At 37.6% G+C, this 17,586-nt stretch carries 19 protein-coding genes and 1 tRNA gene; 19 read left to right on the top strand and 1 reads right to left on the bottom strand.

The window, feature by feature from the left end; genetic code table 11:
• Positions 1-15: 15 nt before the first annotated feature.
• The 18 genes from MUCPA_RS24380 (at position 16) to MUCPA_RS24290 (ending at position 16,361) form a co-directional block, all read left to right on the top strand.
• The gene (locus tag MUCPA_RS24380; RefSeq protein ID WP_008510022.1) at positions 16-1,374 is read left to right on the top strand and encodes a site-specific integrase; all 1,359 of its coding nucleotides are present in this window, start codon (positions 16-18) and stop codon (positions 1,372-1,374) included.
• Positions 1,374-2,261, top strand: coding sequence for a hypothetical protein (locus tag MUCPA_RS24375; protein WP_008510021.1), 888 nt, complete (start codon positions 1,374-1,376; stop codon positions 2,259-2,261). The genes MUCPA_RS24380 and MUCPA_RS24375 overlap by 1 nt, the downstream gene beginning before the upstream one ends.
• A 64-nt stretch (positions 2,262-2,325) precedes the next feature.
• The gene (locus MUCPA_RS24370; protein WP_008510020.1) at positions 2,326-2,619 is read left to right on the top strand and encodes a helix-turn-helix domain-containing protein; all 294 of its coding nucleotides are present in this window, start codon (positions 2,326-2,328) and stop codon (positions 2,617-2,619) included.
• 139 nt (positions 2,620-2,758) lie between these two features.
• A complete protein-coding gene (locus MUCPA_RS24365; RefSeq protein WP_040626370.1) occupies positions 2,759-5,257 on the top strand; it encodes a bifunctional DNA primase/polymerase in 2,499 nt (832 codons plus the stop codon).
• Positions 5,258-5,619: 362 nt separating this feature from the next.
• The gene (locus tag MUCPA_RS24360) at positions 5,620-6,036 is read left to right on the top strand and encodes a hypothetical protein (protein ID WP_008510018.1); all 417 of its coding nucleotides are present in this window, start codon (positions 5,620-5,622) and stop codon (positions 6,034-6,036) included.
• Between the two features lies 1 nt (position 6,037).
• Complete coding sequence (locus MUCPA_RS24355; protein ID WP_008510017.1) at positions 6,038-6,751, top strand: hypothetical protein; 714 nt, start codon at positions 6,038-6,040, stop codon at positions 6,749-6,751.
• Positions 6,752-6,759: 8 nt separating this feature from the next.
• On the top strand, positions 6,760-6,960 hold the full coding sequence (locus MUCPA_RS24350) for a hypothetical protein (RefSeq protein WP_008510016.1): 201 nt from the start codon (positions 6,760-6,762) through the stop codon (positions 6,958-6,960).
• Positions 6,957-7,685: a hypothetical protein gene (locus MUCPA_RS24345; protein ID WP_008510014.1), complete on the top strand. Its 729-nt coding sequence runs from the start codon at positions 6,957-6,959 to the stop codon at positions 7,683-7,685. Before MUCPA_RS24350 ends, MUCPA_RS24345 begins: the two co-directional genes overlap by 4 nt.
• 11 nt (positions 7,686-7,696) lie before the next feature.
• A complete protein-coding gene (locus MUCPA_RS24340; protein WP_008510012.1) occupies positions 7,697-7,942 on the top strand; it encodes a hypothetical protein in 246 nt (81 codons plus the stop codon).
• Between the two features lie 88 nt (positions 7,943-8,030).
• Positions 8,031-8,375, top strand: a complete 345-nt coding sequence (locus MUCPA_RS36375) for a hypothetical protein (protein ID WP_008510010.1) — start codon at positions 8,031-8,033, stop codon at positions 8,373-8,375.
• A 1,026-nt stretch (positions 8,376-9,401) separates the two neighbouring features.
• On the top strand, positions 9,402-9,551 hold the full coding sequence (locus MUCPA_RS37890) for a hypothetical protein (protein WP_008510006.1): 150 nt from the start codon (positions 9,402-9,404) through the stop codon (positions 9,549-9,551).
• A complete protein-coding gene (locus MUCPA_RS24320; RefSeq protein ID WP_008510005.1) occupies positions 9,548-9,844 on the top strand; it encodes an SH3 beta-barrel fold-containing protein in 297 nt (98 codons plus the stop codon). The genes MUCPA_RS37890 and MUCPA_RS24320 overlap by 4 nt, the downstream gene beginning before the upstream one ends.
• A 78-nt stretch (positions 9,845-9,922) precedes the next feature.
• On the top strand, positions 9,923-10,204 hold the full coding sequence (locus tag MUCPA_RS24315; protein WP_008510004.1) for a hypothetical protein: 282 nt from the start codon (positions 9,923-9,925) through the stop codon (positions 10,202-10,204).
• A 45-nt stretch (positions 10,205-10,249) separates the two neighbouring features.
• On the top strand, positions 10,250-10,573 hold the full coding sequence (locus tag MUCPA_RS24310) for a hypothetical protein (RefSeq protein ID WP_008510003.1): 324 nt from the start codon (positions 10,250-10,252) through the stop codon (positions 10,571-10,573).
• 2 nt (positions 10,574-10,575) lie between these two features.
• Positions 10,576-10,920 (top strand): hypothetical protein, encoded by a 345-nt coding sequence (locus MUCPA_RS24305; protein WP_008510002.1) that lies wholly within the window; start codon positions 10,576-10,578, stop codon positions 10,918-10,920.
• Between the two features lie 309 nt (positions 10,921-11,229).
• The gene (locus tag MUCPA_RS24300; RefSeq protein ID WP_050982152.1) at positions 11,230-11,691 is read left to right on the top strand and encodes a hypothetical protein; all 462 of its coding nucleotides are present in this window, start codon (positions 11,230-11,232) and stop codon (positions 11,689-11,691) included.
• 1 nt (position 11,692) lies between these two features.
• On the top strand, positions 11,693-16,117 hold the full coding sequence (locus tag MUCPA_RS24295) for a rhoptry family protein (protein WP_008510000.1): 4,425 nt from the start codon (positions 11,693-11,695) through the stop codon (positions 16,115-16,117).
• Between the two features lie 34 nt (positions 16,118-16,151).
• Positions 16,152-16,361: a hypothetical protein gene (locus tag MUCPA_RS24290; RefSeq protein WP_008509999.1), complete on the top strand. Its 210-nt coding sequence runs from the start codon at positions 16,152-16,154 to the stop codon at positions 16,359-16,361.
• A 127-nt stretch (positions 16,362-16,488) separates the two neighbouring features.
• On the opposite strand, the gene MUCPA_RS24285 is transcribed toward MUCPA_RS24290, so the two are convergent.
• A tRNA-Arg gene (locus tag MUCPA_RS24285) sits at positions 16,489-16,560 on the bottom strand.
• A gap of 275 nt (positions 16,561-16,835) precedes the next feature.
• On the opposite strand from MUCPA_RS24285, the gene MUCPA_RS24280 reads away from it, so the two are divergent.
• On the top strand, positions 16,836-17,552 hold the full coding sequence (locus MUCPA_RS24280) for a DUF4397 domain-containing protein (protein ID WP_008509998.1): 717 nt from the start codon (positions 16,836-16,838) through the stop codon (positions 17,550-17,552).
• Positions 17,553-17,586: the final 34 nt, after the last annotated feature.

Below are 17,586 nucleotides of genomic sequence, written 5' to 3'. Positions count from 1 at the left end.
TTTAAACATACCGATATGAGTAATAAAACTAATAGGGGCAACTTTACAATTAATGTTAACTTCAACTTACGGCAAACTTTGCCAGCTCATGAACCGACCTCAATAAATGCCATAGTGAGATTCAACAATGAACGTATTGTTATCTCTGGTATTGACAAAGTGGAACCACGCTATTGGAATATCGAAAAGCAAAGTCCCAAACAGCATGCAGCGAACGCACGTGCTAAAACCATTTCAACCAGTTTAAGCAATGCAAAATCCATTATTATAAATCTGTTTGAAAACTATACAGTTCATCACGATAGCTTTCCAACGGATGTCAAAGTCTTTCAACATGAATGCCGCCGGGCCATATTTAATCTTCCCGATCCGTCAATTAAAACGCCGACTGATAAAAGCCCTGATTTCTTAGCCTATTTAGATAAATTCAAAGAAGACGTAAAGAGTGGTAAAAGAGTTATAGCAAGAGGCAAGCGCAAAGGCCAACCTTATTCACCAAATACGCATAAACAGTACGGCACACTTCATACAAATTTGACCGAATTTGTTAGAGAAGGTAAGATAAAGCATTTGCACTTTAATGATATTGACTTGGATTTTTACACGTCATTCAGGGAGTATTTTGTTGTTAAATGCGATAAATCACCGGCGTCTTTTGGTGCGGCTATCAAGTGCGTAAAAACAATAATGAGTGATGCTGCGGAATATGGTTTTCACACAAATCAAAAACATAAGAGCAGAAATTTCATAAAAGAAACAACCGAAGCAGATGCTATCTTTTTAGATAACGAAAAATTAGATAAGTTAATCAACATTGACTTAAGTAAAAACGCCAGGTTAAATAAGGTTCGTGACCTGTTTTTAATCGGCGCATATACCGGATTAAGGTTTTCAGATTTTACAACTATCAGGCCTCAAGATATAGACGGTGATTATATTCGGCTTCAAACAATTAAAACCGGGGAACGGGTAACCATTCCTATTACAAAAAACCTAAAATTTGTGATTGATAAATACAACGGGAAAATCCCACCGACAATATCAAATCAAAAATTCAACGATTACCTGAAAGATTTAGGAAAGCTTGCCGAATTTACCGAAGATGTAAGCATTACCAAATTTGTCAAAGGGCAGAGATGCATAACTAAAGTTGCATTTTGGGAACTTATGAGCAGCCATGCAGCACGCCGAAGCTTTGCAACCAATATGTTTAAAATGGGAATACCTTCAATTTTAATTATGGCTATAACCGGCCATACAACCGAAAAAGCTTTTTTAACTTACATTCGTATGAACAATGATGATAAGGCTGTTATGATGATGAACATGCTAAAGCGAGCAGAATTGAAGGTAATTAATGGAGGGGTTGAATAATGGAAAATTGCAATAATTTATCTAATAAATTTTATCGATCAACTGATAGGCTTTTTGACCTGAGCACTGATGAACAAAAAACAGTTATTTGTTACTATATACTCAATTGCTTTGAACGGTTTTCCAACCAATTAGATTGGGGTATTTTAAAAAACAAAATAATTGGTGACTTAGATGAATTATTTTCTGCTAACGATAATGAACTTTACAAAAGCAGGTTTAAAAAGGTGATCATAAAGTACCACAGATTAATGCTTTCTTATGAATGCAAAGATTTAGGAAAGGTTATTTTGTCTACAAATGAAAAAAATAAAGTATCCAGCGCACTTTATTATATTAATAGATTAGAGTATAATGTTTTTTTAGATTCTATCAACAACAAATTAAACCATAAAATAACATCTCCAGTTAAAGATTTTTGCAATGAGACAAAAAAATTTTTGTCAAACGTAAAAGATGCACCCTCAATACAAAAAAACAATTCAGATTCATCCTTTAACAAACCAAAATCTGAAAATCAAAAGGTTTTTGAAGACTTATTTAAAGAAAAATTTAAGCCTCACATTAATCAATTTATACAGGTTTTAAAAAACCTTGACCCTCCACTTTTAAACAGCGATAATGAATGGATTGGTTATAAACATGCTGCAAAGACATTTTTATACTGCTTGAGATCATTATCAGTTATCGATTCAATTAAAGATAAACCAGCTGCTGAAATATTTAGTAGCAAATTCCCAGGACTTGGAACGTTCTTTTTGAGAAATCAAAAAGGAAATAAAGTACATGATAATTATGGAAGCGAGAAACACGGGCCTATGATTATTCAACTTGAAATATTGATAAGCAAAATAAATAGCAATTTAAAACAATCTTTTCCGAATTAGGAATTATCGGAATTATCGGAATGTGTCAAATATACCTTTGACTTATAATTAAAACTATAAGCAAATGGAAGGTATTATTCTTACAACAGAACCTCAATTGAGACTTCTAATAACTGAAACTTTATATTCAGTCTTAAAATACGGTGACATCCCAGCGCCGATTAACGCTCAAGGAAACTCAGTCCTAAAAAGCGATAATATTGACTTCACAAGGAAACAAGCTTGCGAAGATTTACAAATCTCCTTAAAGACACTAAATACTCTACTACGTACTGGCCAAATTGAATATTACAATATAGGCCGTTCGGTTAGAATTTCAAGAAACTCCATCCAAAAGTTCAAAGCCTCACAAAAATAATATTGATGATTTTATAAAAAAGGCAGCCATGATGCAAATAGCCGCCTTTAACTGGTTTTGAAACTAATAACATGCAAATATACAACTGCTTATCAGCTATTTATATACAAAAGTCTTTTTTTACTGAAAGGGGGCTACTGTGATTAATTTATCATTGTCGCAAGTTTGGCCCAAGGCTTTAAGCTATTTAAAAGACGGCATAAGCTTAATTCCGGTTAAAGAAGTTGATAAAACGCCTTTTTTCAAATGGAAGGATTTTCAAAGCAAAATAGCTACCGAAGGTGAGCTTTGGACATCAATTGAGTTTTACGGCACTTCTTCACTGGCTATTATATGCGGTAAAGTTTCAGGCAATATAGAGGTTATTGATGTTGATGTTAAATATAAACCAGGCATTGACGCTATTTTGATGAATGATATCAGGAACTTTTATCCTGATCTATTCAGCAGGCTTCGTATACATAAAACACCATCCGGTGGGTTTCATATTATTTACCGCGTTGGTGGGCATGAGGTGCCCGGAAATTTAAAGCTTGCCGGCCGCCCAACTTTGGAAGCTGAAATTGAGCTGCAAAAGGCAAAAGGGGTAAAGCGTCCTAACAAAGAGGTTAACTTTCTTGAAACGCGCGGGGAAGGTGGGTACATCTTATCCGATTTATGCAACGGTTATACCCTTCACAAAGATAATCCGATACCAGTAATTACCTGGGAGGAGCGTTGCAGCTTAATTACCTTGTGCCAAACATATAACGAGATTATTAAAGAAGCGCCAAAACCTAAGCCTAATAAATCACAAGAATCAATTTATGATGAAAATCCGTTTGAGCACTACAATAATACAGTAAACCCAACTGAACTTTTAAGCGGTTTCGGCTGGAAGTTTAGCCACGAAAATCCGCATTACATTTGGTACACCAGGCCCGATAAAGATAAGGGCGTGTCTGCATCATGGAACAAGTCAAAGCGGATATTTTATATTTTTACCAGCTCGACAGAATTGCAGGAAAGCCGCGGTTATAACCCGGCCACTGTTTTATCCGAACTTAAATTCGACGGGGATAAATCAAAAACCTATTACTTTTTAACTCAAAACGGATTTGGTAAAGTCAAAAAGCAGGTCGAACAGGGTTTAGTAAAAAAGGCAGCTCTATCGGGATCGGGGATACCTGCCAACTTCAGCCCGGACGCAAAAAAAACGTTTGAAGACCTCAAAATATCACTTCACGACGATCATCCGCACGGCATTTTCTGGGAGCAGGATGAGAATGATAGATTTAGAATTGACCGCCTTGGCCTTTATGAGGTTGCCAATAAATTGGGCTTCGCAACCTATAGGGGGGACATCGTAAGAATTAAAGATAGGCTTATATACAAGGTAACTCCGCGTCTATTTTATGATACTCTCCGTGATTACATCAAAGAAGAAGATGGAAACCTATACAAAGACATCTGCAATGCATACGAAGCATTTATTCAAAGGTCTGGTGATTTTACAATTTCAAGAATCAACCAGATTGATGAAAACAATATATTGAAAGATACTTATGACACCTGTTATAAATTATACATCAATACCGCGGTGAAGATCACAGCTGACGGCTATAAAGAAGTCCCCTACAGCGAAATTATAGAGCATATATGGCATGATAAGATCATGCAGCGAAAATGGGATATGTCGATTGTGCCAAGTGAATTTAAATACCTGGAATTCTTGCACTACGCCATTGGCATCAATGATCAAGTTAAAAAAGTTATTGGATACTTATCTCACGATAATAAGGATGAAAACACCGGTTATATAATAACATTGGTAGAAAAATGCCCTGACCCCAAAATGGGCGGCGGAAGTGGGAAAAATATTTTCGGAAACATACTTAGAAATACAACAACAGTATGCACGGTTGCAGGATCACAAGTTAAGTTTAGTGAAAAGCTACTCCAAAGCTGGAACGGCGAACGCGTATTTTTCATGGCAGATGTACCTAAGAAGTTTGACTTCAGCTACCTGAAAGAAATGAGTACAGGTTATGGATTAGTTAAAAAGTTATGGAAAGATGACAGATCTGTTGGCCCGGACGAAATGCCCAAACTGCTTGTTAATACCAACTTTTCATTTGACGATTCCGATGGAGGTTTAAAAAGGAGAATCATTCCACTTGAGTTTACTGATTTCTTTACCAGGTGCGGGGGCGTCGATGTTCATTTCAATTGCATGTTCCCTACGTCAAATAATAGCAATTCCGGATGGACTGAAAAAGACTGGATGGGCTTCGATTGCTTCATTGCCGAATGCGTGCAACAATACCTTGCCGCCAACTGCAAGATAACACCTACTGAATTATCACACGGGGGATGGGAAAAACAATTTAAGCAGCAGTTCGGGCAGCACACTTTTGAATTTATAAACGAAAATTTTGAGAGGTGGACTAACTCAGTATTTATATCTACAAAAGAGTTCAATAATGAATACAAAGCTTTCAGGGAAGAGAATAACTTGAAAGAAGGGCTATCTGGTATTACAATGAATATGGCTCTTAAATCCTATTGCGAAAGATATGGCTATGTATTTAACGGAAACAAACAACATTCCATCACTAAGGACAAAGGTAAAAATTTTGAAAGGGCGGTTACTAATTAGCTAATAGGTTACTGGTTGGTTACCGGTTGGTTACTCTAAAAACCTCATAATTATAATAAGAATGGCGTTTTTAAACCAATTATTATAGTTAGTAACCAAGTAACCTACTAAAATTAATTAATTGTGTATAAAATTAAAATATAAGTGAATTTCCTTTAAACATAGAAAATGGAAAGTATAAATAAAAAAATTACGGGTTATGAGAATTAATAGCAGAAAGTCGGTTACTCGGTTACTACAAGAGACTCAAAATCTATAAAATACTAAATATCAGATATTTACAATAAAAATACAGGTAACCTTCCAAGGTTATTTAGTAACCAGGCTGAAAGAACTCAATTTTTGACATATATAATATAAAGATGGAAAACCAGAAAAAAGAACAATCGGTACACATGGTTGATTTATTCAACAGATTATTAATTAAGGGCTTAGAGAACAAGATTATCGGCCTTGAAGAAACTATTGACACCTATAGAGGCTTTAATTGGGCTGATCTAAAGACTAAGAGTGATCAACTAAAAACGATTCAAAACATGACTAAAAAACTCAATTCCGCTCTTGAAGAAAACCGCTTATTAAAGCTGGAGGTAAGAAATTCAAAGGCCCTTGCTAATATGGCCAAAGTGTATATGACCGGTGAAACTAATGTAACGGGAATGATCCAAGGATTGCAATCAGGTAAAATCACCGAATTTCTAAACACCTTCCAAATGTCAGATGACATGAAAAACAAGCGTAGCGTTCGGATACCGTCATTAACAGATTTAGGTAAATGATATGAAAACCACAACCAGATTTCAGGAAGATGTCAAGGCAACAGGCGACCTGAAAAAAATTAAAATTTACGATGGGGAAGATGATTTCAACCATTACCAGGTTTGGATTAAAACCCTTAAAGAACCTTTACAAGTACTAAAAGAGCACTTCAATTCAAATTTTGACGAATTGCTGTGTGATCCGGCCCCTTTCAATAAAGAGGTATTAAAAGGGTTGCTTTTCGGAAATTACTATGACCATTTGTATAAAGTTGTAGAGCAGTTTATTTCAGGGAAAGACAGAGCGATGAAATCATACTACACGCAATACTACAACGATAAAATTGAGATGCTTGCCGCTTATTCGGAAAGATTCAAAGCAAAGTTAAACGATACATCTTATCGGACTGAACTTTATGGAGTCCGGAAATTACCTGCACATCTTACAACCATTGATATTCTTGAAATATTAGACGGTGATCTTGTAATTGATCAATCCAAAATAGAGGCTATGAGGGAAAGCTTTGATATATACACCTCCGAGCCAGATCATCTTGAATATGCGCTATTGTGCAACCAGCTCGCTGACATTTACAACAAACTTCAAGCTAACATCAAGCGAAAGAACGGCCCTTTGAGCCAACAATATCAGCTAAACGGGTTCTTACCAGCTCACTATTTTATTTCGTTACAGGATAACGTCATTGTTCCAAACTATAAATACATACAATCCTAAAGCCCAAAATGGAAAATTCAAGCATAGATAAATTAGAAAAGGCCATTTCTGAAATGGCAATAGCCTCGATCAAAGCAGTATCCGCATTAAGTAAGGAAAATCAAGAGCTGCGAGAACAATTAAATGGCAAACAAAACACGGATCAACCTGATAAAGGACCAGCTTCTGAAAAAGATATCGATGAGGCTATGAAACATATTAGAATATGAAAACCACAAACAAACGCGAAACGTCCGCCCAGGTTGCCGACGTTTCGCAACCCGAAAGAATATTGACCTATGATGGCAAAGCCGAATTTGAAGCCTATGTAGTTTGGCGCAGCAACATACAAGAATCTGTTTCACTACTCAGAGATCAATTTAATTCTGATTTTGATGAGGTTTTAGGTTCCAAAACGCGATTTGATAAGACTTGGCTGTTAGATTTTTATAATCGAAAAGGCCTTGAAAAGTTAAAAATGGAGGTTGACAAATTCATCTCAATTCAAAACAAGGCATTGAGATTGCATTATGAAGATCATTACCATGAAAAAATTGAAGGTCTAAAAGCCCGTATTCAAAACGTCATCGAGGTTTTAAATCAATCAGGGGGTAATGGCTATATTCTTAAAAACTTTCCGTTTAGTTTAATAAGTATATCGTATTTGCCTTTTAAAAACGGAACGATCGATAATGATCCAGCTGAAATAAATGCGCTTCGTGAAAGCTTTAACGAATACTTGACTAATCCCGATGATATATTGTTTCATAATATGATGAAGCAAATAGCAGACGGGTACAACGGAATTAAAAACGAAATACAGAGACGAAATTTAAATCTGGACATCGAATACGGAATGAAAGGTATCCCGAGCATGCTTGACCGAGATGAATCCGGCAACTACAAACCATCAACAACAAACCTGAAATTTGCACTTAGCATAACCAAAGCTTAATTAAAACAACAATGGAAAACTGGGAAAAAAAGATTAAAGAAGCCTTAGATAATTCTGCCGTAATTATTGATCATTATAAAACTGAAAACGAAGCTCTAAAGGCCGAAAATTCGGCATTGAAAAATCCTAAAAAGAAAGAGCTTGCAAAAGATGAAGTTTCACCTGAAATGAAAGCCTTTATTGAGGATAGAAAAAAGAATGTTGCCGAACGTGAGCGCCTGGCTAAACAAAATAACTCTGCCTTTGGTAATCGGTAATTAATCAGTTGTCCGTGTCATTATCGCATGGCCCGGACAACTATTAAAATTATAATAAGGCTTTTGAAAACAACAAAACTGTACAAAAATGGGACTTAAAAAAGGGATGACTAACAATCCCGCTGGACGCAAGAAGGGTGTCCCTAATAAGGTTAGTACGAATTTAAGAATGGCCGTCAATAAAATACTTGATGAAAATTGGTCAACAATCCAACGGGACTTAAAAAAACTTGAACCAAAAGATCGGTTGGCCTTTATTGAGAAACTTTTATCATATAGCCTGCCAAAGCTTCAGGCCACTACAATCGACGCGACAATTGAAATGGGCACCAGGATTGAAGAAATGAATACTCACCAGCTTAATATTTTAATAGACAATATTTTAAACGAAAATGCAGGAGTTACACAAGAAGATACTGGAAGCGATAGCTAAAAACGACAAGCATGCTCTTTCGCAGCTTAAGGAAAACTTAGCAACCCAAGCTTTCCTTGATAAATACTCAATTAATTCGGATACTGGAGACGTACCTCCTGAAGCATGGATAACAGATTTGCCGGAAGTATTAAAAGAGTACGGAATTAAGGGGTAAGATTAAACAAATAATGAATTATCGTATATCATAACGCAGGCACGAAGATCGCATTTATTGCAATAAATAGTTCACGAGCAATTATCCACTATCTCAACGCGGGCGCATTTACTTTGTAGGATGGCCGCGCCTTTGATTGCATGGGTAAAGAATTGCCAATACCCAAGGCCAGGTATGTTTGATTGAGGTACACCCGTATACGAGTTTAAACGAGTTAATGGATTGCATCAACGACAACGCAAATAAGGCATCAAATCAGAGCCTATAAACAGCGATCTTTAAAAAATGATATACATACACCTTTAATTGTCAAACGTGCCTTATATCGAAAATTACTTTAAAATAACTCAAGCAAAATAGGTTCTATTCCTAAAAGGATTAGAACATTAGGCCAAATTGATTTAAAAATGCATTTTATCATAAATGTTGCCGCTTTTTGTTGTCGGTTTGTTATCAAAGTAGCCTTCGAATAACATTAGTCCGCTCTTGGCTGCTTATTAACTTTATAAAACCTTTTGGAAAAAATATTCCTTTCCGTCGATTGACAGTGAAAAGTGATTATCTTTTTTAAAGGCCCGATAAAACCAATCATAATTCCTTATGCCAGCATATTCTTTATTTAGGGCTTCAACAAAACTTTTGAGATTAGTATCAACAGATAAGATTTTATTATCCTGGATAACTGCAAATAGCGAGGTTAGGTTCTGATTCATTCGGCAAATGTATACAAAATGCAATTATTCATTAAATATTTGCAAATAAAGTTGCGAATTGCAAATATTCATTATATATTTGTATATCAAATAAAAAGAAAGGCCCGGGAGGCAACCCGAGCCAATCCATTGACTAACTAATTAACCAATTGACTAATGACAAACTTACCCAAAAAATCAGATCAGACAAAATCTGAAAACTACACCGAGCAACTATCGGTTATTATGCCACGCCAAAACGGTACACCCGCTGGCCTATCAGCTTTACAAGCGTCTTTGTTACGCGGAAAGGAGATGGCAAAATGAAAAGCCGCTTATTCCACATTGCACACTCAATTAAAGCAAGCTTCCGAACTTTTGCGGAGGCGCTTACTCACGCATGGCGCGTTATTCGCCTTCAAGTGGCGCTTACTACACAGGCGTTGGTAAACTTTACCTATAAAAAAATTGACGGGACCATCCGTGACGCCGTTGGCACACTTGTTAACAAGCCGGCTCCAAAAGGTGGCCACCGCAAAGTAAATCACACCCTACTTACTTACTTTGATCTGCAACAAAACGACTGGCGCTGCGCCAAAATTGTAAATTTATTGTTTTAACCCAACTGATAAACCTAACGACGACATGCAAGCAATACATGATACTGAAATGGCGTATCCTTGTGATTAAATTTGAAAATGGACATCCCACTATCGCACTTACGCGCCCTTCTTGCAGAGGCCGCTGAATTAGGTGCTACCCGTGCGCTAATTAAAGTAGGTATTCTTAAGCCTTTCCTAAAAAAGGCAGAGGCTAATCGACTGTATGGCCGGACAAACATAGATAAATGGCTAAAGGCAGGTTTGATAACTCCGCGAAAGGATGGAGCCGCATCATCGTCGTTGCGGTTAGATCGAAACGAACTTGAAGAAGTAGCAAAGGCTAATAACTGGAAAGCTTATATACCAAAAGAAGATTAGATGAACTGAAACCAAAATTTAAATCATTACCAAAATACCTTAGTTATGGACTTTAATCAACAATTAGAATTAATATTTGAAAATCACGGCCTTGAATTTAAGAACTTGCAGATTTTACCTGTAGTTCCTGGAATAGAAGCTAATACAATGTCATTTAATATTGACAATTATCTATTTAGGGCCGTCTTAATAGACATCTCTCAAATATTGCCTAATACCATATACCTGATAAAAGAAAAAAGCTGTGATAATTATATTCTTACAAAAACAGCTTCAGGTTTAGATATAGAGCAAGCTTATGATATTATCAGATATGATAGATTTTCAGAAAGATATTACAATGAAACGTTAGAATCTCATAAAATATGAAAATGGACAAATCAGAAAAACAAAAACGTATTGAAAAAAACGATGCTTCACTTGATCAACTCAAGCATATACTTACTGATGGTATGGACCGTATACGCAGCAATCAAGATATACAGCCATATTTTAACGATCTTGATGATACTATTACTGATCTTGATGATCAGATTAAACTTTTCGAAGCTTCTGGGGACAATCAAAGAAGGCTTGTTGCCTTTGAAATTTTGGCGGAAGTTTTGAGAGTTAAGGCCAGGTTGCAAGAATTATTGTTAGAAAAAATAAACTCCAAAAAATCGAAAGCCAATTTTTTAGAGATCATTAAAAATATATTTATAAAAAAACACAATTAAGCTTAGGCACCACCAAAGCAGCTTGCAAAGCGCTCAAATCAACGATATGTGATTTGGGCGCTTTTTTTATATATACGCAATTTACCGGAATCAAAGATGTTGGCCCGAAATTGATGAAGTTAGAGCGGGTATAAATCCGAATCTATATTATTGCCTTAACGTTTTGGAAATGAACAAAAATAGCCCCTCTTATTGAGCAGGGCTATTTTTGCATTATATGAGTATTATAATAGCATCCCTTGACTACAATAATAATTGTGTCAACATTGGAACGAACATTACTATTCACTTTACAAATCCTCTTATCTCGTGAAATTCACTATAGAACTAAAAACAACCCCATCAGAGTTAAAACAATTTACCGAAATGGTTTTATCTAAAATTTTGGAGATTAACGAGGCTGTATTAACTGAGGTAGGTTTGGAGTTTGTAAGAAACGCAAGAACTAACGCACCTTATGAAGATCATACCGGCAATTTACGGAGTAGCAAATATCTTATTCTTGTTCATGACGGTCAAGTTATCCAAGAAAATTTTGAAGAAAGCGCAAAGGGAACGGATAGGATAACCGGAATTGAGACAGCCAGGGAAATCGCAAATTCAATTTCTTCTGAATATCCGAAAGGATGGGTATTGATTGTAGGCGCGGCAATGGAGTATGCCTCTTTTGTTGAGGCCAAAGGGTTTGATGTCATCAGTGGCTCAACACTGGGGGCTGAAAAAAGACTTAGCAGTGCATTTCAAACAGTTTTAAATCAAATCATTTCATAATATGGATATTAATTTCAAAGTCAAGGTTGATGACAGCGAGAAAAAAAAGATCATTGATCTGCAAGATTTAGCATCGCAAAATAGTAACTCTGTTGTTAAAGATGCCCAGCGGGCCGCGGCCGCAATTAAACAAGAAGTAGATCAACGAAAGTTAAATCTTCAGGCAATCCTTAATGAAAATAAAGCTCTAAATGAGCAGCGCCTTGAAAGTTATACTAAACCTAAAGCTTCAGGGAACACCGAGACAAATAATATTGTCAAAGAGCAAATAGGTTTACTGGAACGATTAAAAGCCGAACTTAAATCATTAAATGAGCAAAAATTAGGTTTCGCGGATAATGAGCTTGATAAGCTTGCCAAAGCCAATGCCCAAATTGAAGAATACGAGCAAAGGATCCGTCAACTAAATAATGTTGGCAAAAGCGGATATGACAATTCAGGAAACCCGGCCAAACGTCAAACTGAATTTTTACCAGATGTAACAGCGCCTAATACATCTTTTTCTTATACCCCTCCAGTATCAGTATCAACCGAACAGCTTAAACAACAGTTAGCAGATTTAGAGGGCGCGAAAGCACAAATCGAAAGCTTTTACCAGGCAGGCACCATAGGTGCCGAAGAGTATGGAGCATCCATGTCGGTACTGACAACAAAGGAGGCCGAATTGACAGCCGCCATACAAAGTCAATCAGTTGCCAATACAGAGCAGACATCTACAGTACGGGCAAACACAGCTGCAATTGAGCAGGAAATAGGTATCATCGAAAATTTGAAGATCGTTATTGCTCAATTAAAAGCCGAGCGACTTCAAATAGTTGATCCGGCAGCTTTGAGCAGGCAAAATGCCTTGATACAGGAAGCAGAAGCCGACCTGGTTAGGGCCGGGAATGCAGGTAAAGTTGGGTTTGATGCTGTTGGCAACAAAATTGAATCAGCTAATAAGTCTGGTAATAATTTCATGAAAACCCTTAAAGGGATTGCAGTTTTTACCGGATTTGCATTTTTAATAAGCAAGATATTTCAGGTTACCAATGCTATTATTGATCTGACTGAAAAAAGTGAAGGTGTACAAAGTGCTTTTGATAGGATCAATAGCCCTGATTTATTAAGCAATCTTAGGGCCGCAACAAAAGGCACTGTTTCCGATTTGCTATTGATGCAAAAAGCAGTATTAGCATCAAGTGAAGGTTTTCCTGTTGATAAGCTTGCCACATTCTATCAATTCGCACTTGTTAAGTCCAGGGAGCTTGGTCAATCCACAGATCAGGTTTTGAGCAAACTTATTGACGGCACCTTAAAAAATTCAACACGGGTTTTTACTTCGTTAGGACTGTCAAAAGCAGAGCTGGAAAACTCATTTAAAAAGACTGGTGACTTTACAGGTTCCGTTTTGCAGCTCATACAGGAGCAATTAAAGAAAACCAGCAGTGAAGCAGATAACACCGCTGATAAATTAGGCCGTATCAGGGCAACAATTGATGATATTGAAGCCAATGTTGGAAAAAGTTCAACCGGGATTATTGGTTTTGTTACTAATTTGATTCAAAGGCAACTTGACCTACTTAACGCTGGCATTCAAGATTTAGACGATAAGTTAGCAAACTTGGGTAAAAAATTCGCTGTACAGGATAACAGTAAGCTTATAGCAGATTTCAAGAACGATACTCCAGAGGGCCGGGCGTCTGCCATTAAAGGTTATGAAATGCTAATTGACAAGCAAACAAAAGCCGTTGCAACCTATGATCAAAAAATTGCCGATGTTCAAAACAACTTGAGTTTACTGCAAAGAATAGGACGTTCAGCTTTTACCGATCTTAATACAAAACTTGAAAACGATAGAAATTCACAGGTTGTATTGCTTGCCGAATACAAAGCCGAACTACAATCGTTAAACGGCGTAGTTGATGAAGAAAACCGTCAAAAGGAGCAACAGCGATTAAAAGATGACGCTTCGGCAAAGGCTCGATTAGAAGCGCTTAAACGGGAACAATCAGCTGCAAAAACACTTGCTAACGAAGTGTTATCCACACAACAAAAAATAGACCAGCTAAGAGACAAATTCACCAACAAAGGTTTAGGTAAGGATGATGCCGAAAAAGCCGCTATAGTTGACCAGTTTAAGGAGTACCGAAACCAGATTGATAAAACTAACCGGGCTTATGATGATTTTGTAAAGAAGTTTGGCAAAGGCGCGGTAGCTTCGTTTAACGCTAACCCTGCAAATAAAAACAGGAAAATATCGAGAGTTGATCCGGGTCAGCTTGACAGCATACAACAATCTGCCATCGATGATTTAACCGCTAAACAAACAGTTGAGAAAACTAAAATAGTTACCGACCAACAAAAAGAGCTATTCAAATCGTATGAAGACTTCAAGTTGAAGTATGGTGCCGATGCAGCGGACAAGGCTTATTCGGCTGATTTGAAAGGATACAGCAGCTATATTGATTATTTAGAAGCCCAGCTACTTGATTTAGAAGACAGCGGTAACGCTACAGCTGTAGCCATGCGCGAATTTTACGATAAGAAAATTCAAGAGGCCCGGGCAGACCAGATAGTAAGCAATGCTAAGCTTTTAACCCAGTATATAGCAGATGCCGTGAACTTTGAAGATAAACTAACTAACATCATCAAACAGGCCAATGATAAAGCCTATGTTTTGAGACAAGCAGCTAACAAAGCCCAAACAGAGCAATTAAAAGATTATTATAACAAACAAGCTGATTTGGCAGAGGCCCAAGGTGAAACTGAAGTAGAAGCAAAAATGCTGCAAAACCAACAAGAAATTGAAAGTTATAAGGATTTATCGACCAGCATTATGAATCTTTCTAAATCGCAAGCCGAATTAAGGATAAAGCAAGCTCGTAATGTCGCTGATGCTGACATGGAAAGCGGCAAAATAAGTGAATCAGCTTATGAAAGAATAATCAAGATGATAGATCAAGCAAGCGCTTCAGTTGCGCGTAATACAATAGCGCAGGGCCTGGGTTCTTTATCTTCGTTTTTTTCGCAACTTGGAGAATCAGCTGGCCAACTTGATACTGGCCTGCAAAGTACTTTTAAAACTATCTCAGACTTCCTATCAAACGCTAAACAACTTACTGAAGGAATTGGCAGTTTGAAAGATTCAATTGCAAATTTCAGCGATACCAAAAAAGACAATGGAGGTGGTTTTTTAGGAACTGTGTCAGCTGTTGCTGGATCACTGCCTATTATTGGGAGTGTTGTCAGCTCAGGCGTCAAGTTAGTTTCCGGTGTTGTAAACTTTTTTCACGAAGCATCGGAGAGCGCCAAAGCTTCGGCGGCTGAATTAATTGCCTATCAAATTAGGTTGGTTGACAACGAAATAATTTATAATCAAATGCTACGTGCCAGGGCAAGGAGCCAAGATGATATAAATAAGTTAACACTAACCGAATTGCAGGCCCGTGAGAAAATGCTTGAGCTTCAAAAGCAACAAGCTGAAGCTGATTATAACACATTGCTAAACCAGATCAAAGCATCTGGACAGCAAATTACCGGCGAACACAGTGAGAAGTACGGAGGTTTCTTAGGTATAGGTAAAAAAACACGTGTTGTTCAGGATTTGGCAGGATTGAATACAACAGATTACGATCAATTAGAAAAGTTATATACCGAGGGAAAGTTAACGGACACTACTAAAAGTTGGTTTGAAGAACTTCAAAAGGTTAAAAATGAACTTGACGACATTGGAACATCTGCTCAAGATGTTGCCTCCGCAATTAACCAACAGGTTACCGGTACAACAGCGGATAGCATAGCTCAAGGCATCATTGACGGATTTAAAGCCGGTAAGCGAACCGCAGCGGACTTTGCTGACGATTTTAAGACCATGATGCAAAATGCCCTACTTAGTTCATTTCAAGCCAATTACTTAAATAAGAAGATAGCTGATTTTTATCAGCAGTTCGCAGATGCGTCTGAAGGTGGGTTAACAGATGATAAAATAGCTGCATTGAAAGACGCGTACGCTAAAATTATTGGAGACGCTGCCAACGAACTTGATAATATTCAGAAGATTACCGGTATTGGGGCAAGTGATATTAATGGCACAAACAACTTATCAACAGCTGTAAAAGGTATCACATCCGATCAAGCTGATTTACTTGCCGGGCAATTCGGCGGCCAACGCCTTGCAACTTTGCAGACAAACAACCTGATTACGGTTAGCAATACTTACCTGGCTCAACTTGTTGCTTTACAGAACGGTGGAAGTTCGGCCCTATCGCAGCAATTAGATATTTCTATGCAGGGTATCAGGTGGCAACAACAGATTGCAGCCAATACGCTTAGGACGGCTGATAATACAGAGAGGTTGGCAAGGATAGATACGTCCCTCATAAGCATCGACAAGAAAATGAACAGTGCTTCAAGCACTTTAGCAGCAAACGGGAAAATAGGATAATGGCAGATCAAACAAGTTTTTAAATTATTCTGCAATGGGTTTGAATACAAGAATCGACATAATTTTGGGTAAAAACCTTGAAAAACATCTTGCAGATGTTAACCAGGTGATAGAAGCTTTCAAAGCTCGTATTGTAGAAGATCAGGCCAATGGCCTGCCGATAGATGGCTTCAAAAATATTCTTACTGAATTGTTATACCTCGGATTAGAGGTTATAACGGCTATGAATGACAAACTAAATTAAACTATCGTTAAAAATAATTCTCTCATGTAGCAAGGAACAAATCTACACCAAAGCCCAACAAACAGACAACAAAAACGGCAACAAAATAATAAAAAGCGCCCCTGTGTTATCACAGAGGCGCTTTTTGTGTTCCCGAAGGGAATCGAACCCATATCGGCTGAATCGGAATCAGCTATTCTATCCGTTGAACTACGGAAACATTTGCGCAAAGATATAAATTCCGTTGATTTAATGATGGATTTTGGTTACTACTTTTAACTGCGATAACGAGCCTCAAAAATCAGGAAACCTGCCCCAACATTTATAGCGATAACTTGTTATGCAAATGGGTATATATCAACATGTAACATTGTCAATTACATATACCAGCAACCTGATTTATACGTTACCTTGAAAAAACACAAAAAAAATTAATTTACACGTAGCGAATGTTTCATTGGCTACGTATGGTGAGTATCATTAGTAACTAAAACCATGAAAAACGTACAGCAAATTTTAAAGAAAAGGGCAGGCATGATCGGGATGGTATGTCTGCTGGCGGGGTTATTCACCTCTTGTGTAAAAGACAACAACACTTACGTAGAAGAGCCTGTGGCATTAATATCGGTGATTAACGCCTCGCCTGATTCAAAGCCGCTCGATTTCTTTTTAGATCAAAACCAGGCCAACAAACAGCCGATACCCTACGGGTACGGGCTCGATTACCTGCGCGCTTATCCACGTAAAAGGGTAGCCACCTTTTATGTAGCAGGTACCCAGCAAAAAGTAAAAACCGATACCATTACCTTAGAGGCCAACAAATATTACTCGCTTTTTCTGACCAATTTGGTGAGCCACCCTGATGCTTTATTGCTAACCGACTCGTTAAGCAACCCGGCCGCCGGCAAAGCTACGATCCGTTTGGTTAATCTGAGCCCTGATGCGCCAGCTCTTGACCTGGTGGTAAAAGGTGGCGCGGCATTGGCATCAAATAAAGCTTATAAGGGTTACTCCTCTTTTGTACCAGTACAGGGGAACACCAACTACACGCTCGAAATTCACCCGGCGGGTACCGCTACCGTACTTTATACCTTACCGGCTATTAACCTGCACAGCGGCTCAGTTTACACGGTATGGGTGCACGGCATAGCGGCAGCTACCGACCAAACCAAACTAACGGCCGATGTTCAGTTAAATGCTTATTACTTTTAAAATAATTTATTCCACAACATTTACTATAAAAGCA

This window comes from Mucilaginibacter paludis DSM 18603, assembly GCF_000166195.2.
Taxonomy (GTDB): Bacteria; Bacteroidota; Bacteroidia; order Sphingobacteriales; family Sphingobacteriaceae; genus Mucilaginibacter; species Mucilaginibacter paludis.
This window is presented reverse-complemented; position numbering and strand designations above follow the sequence as displayed.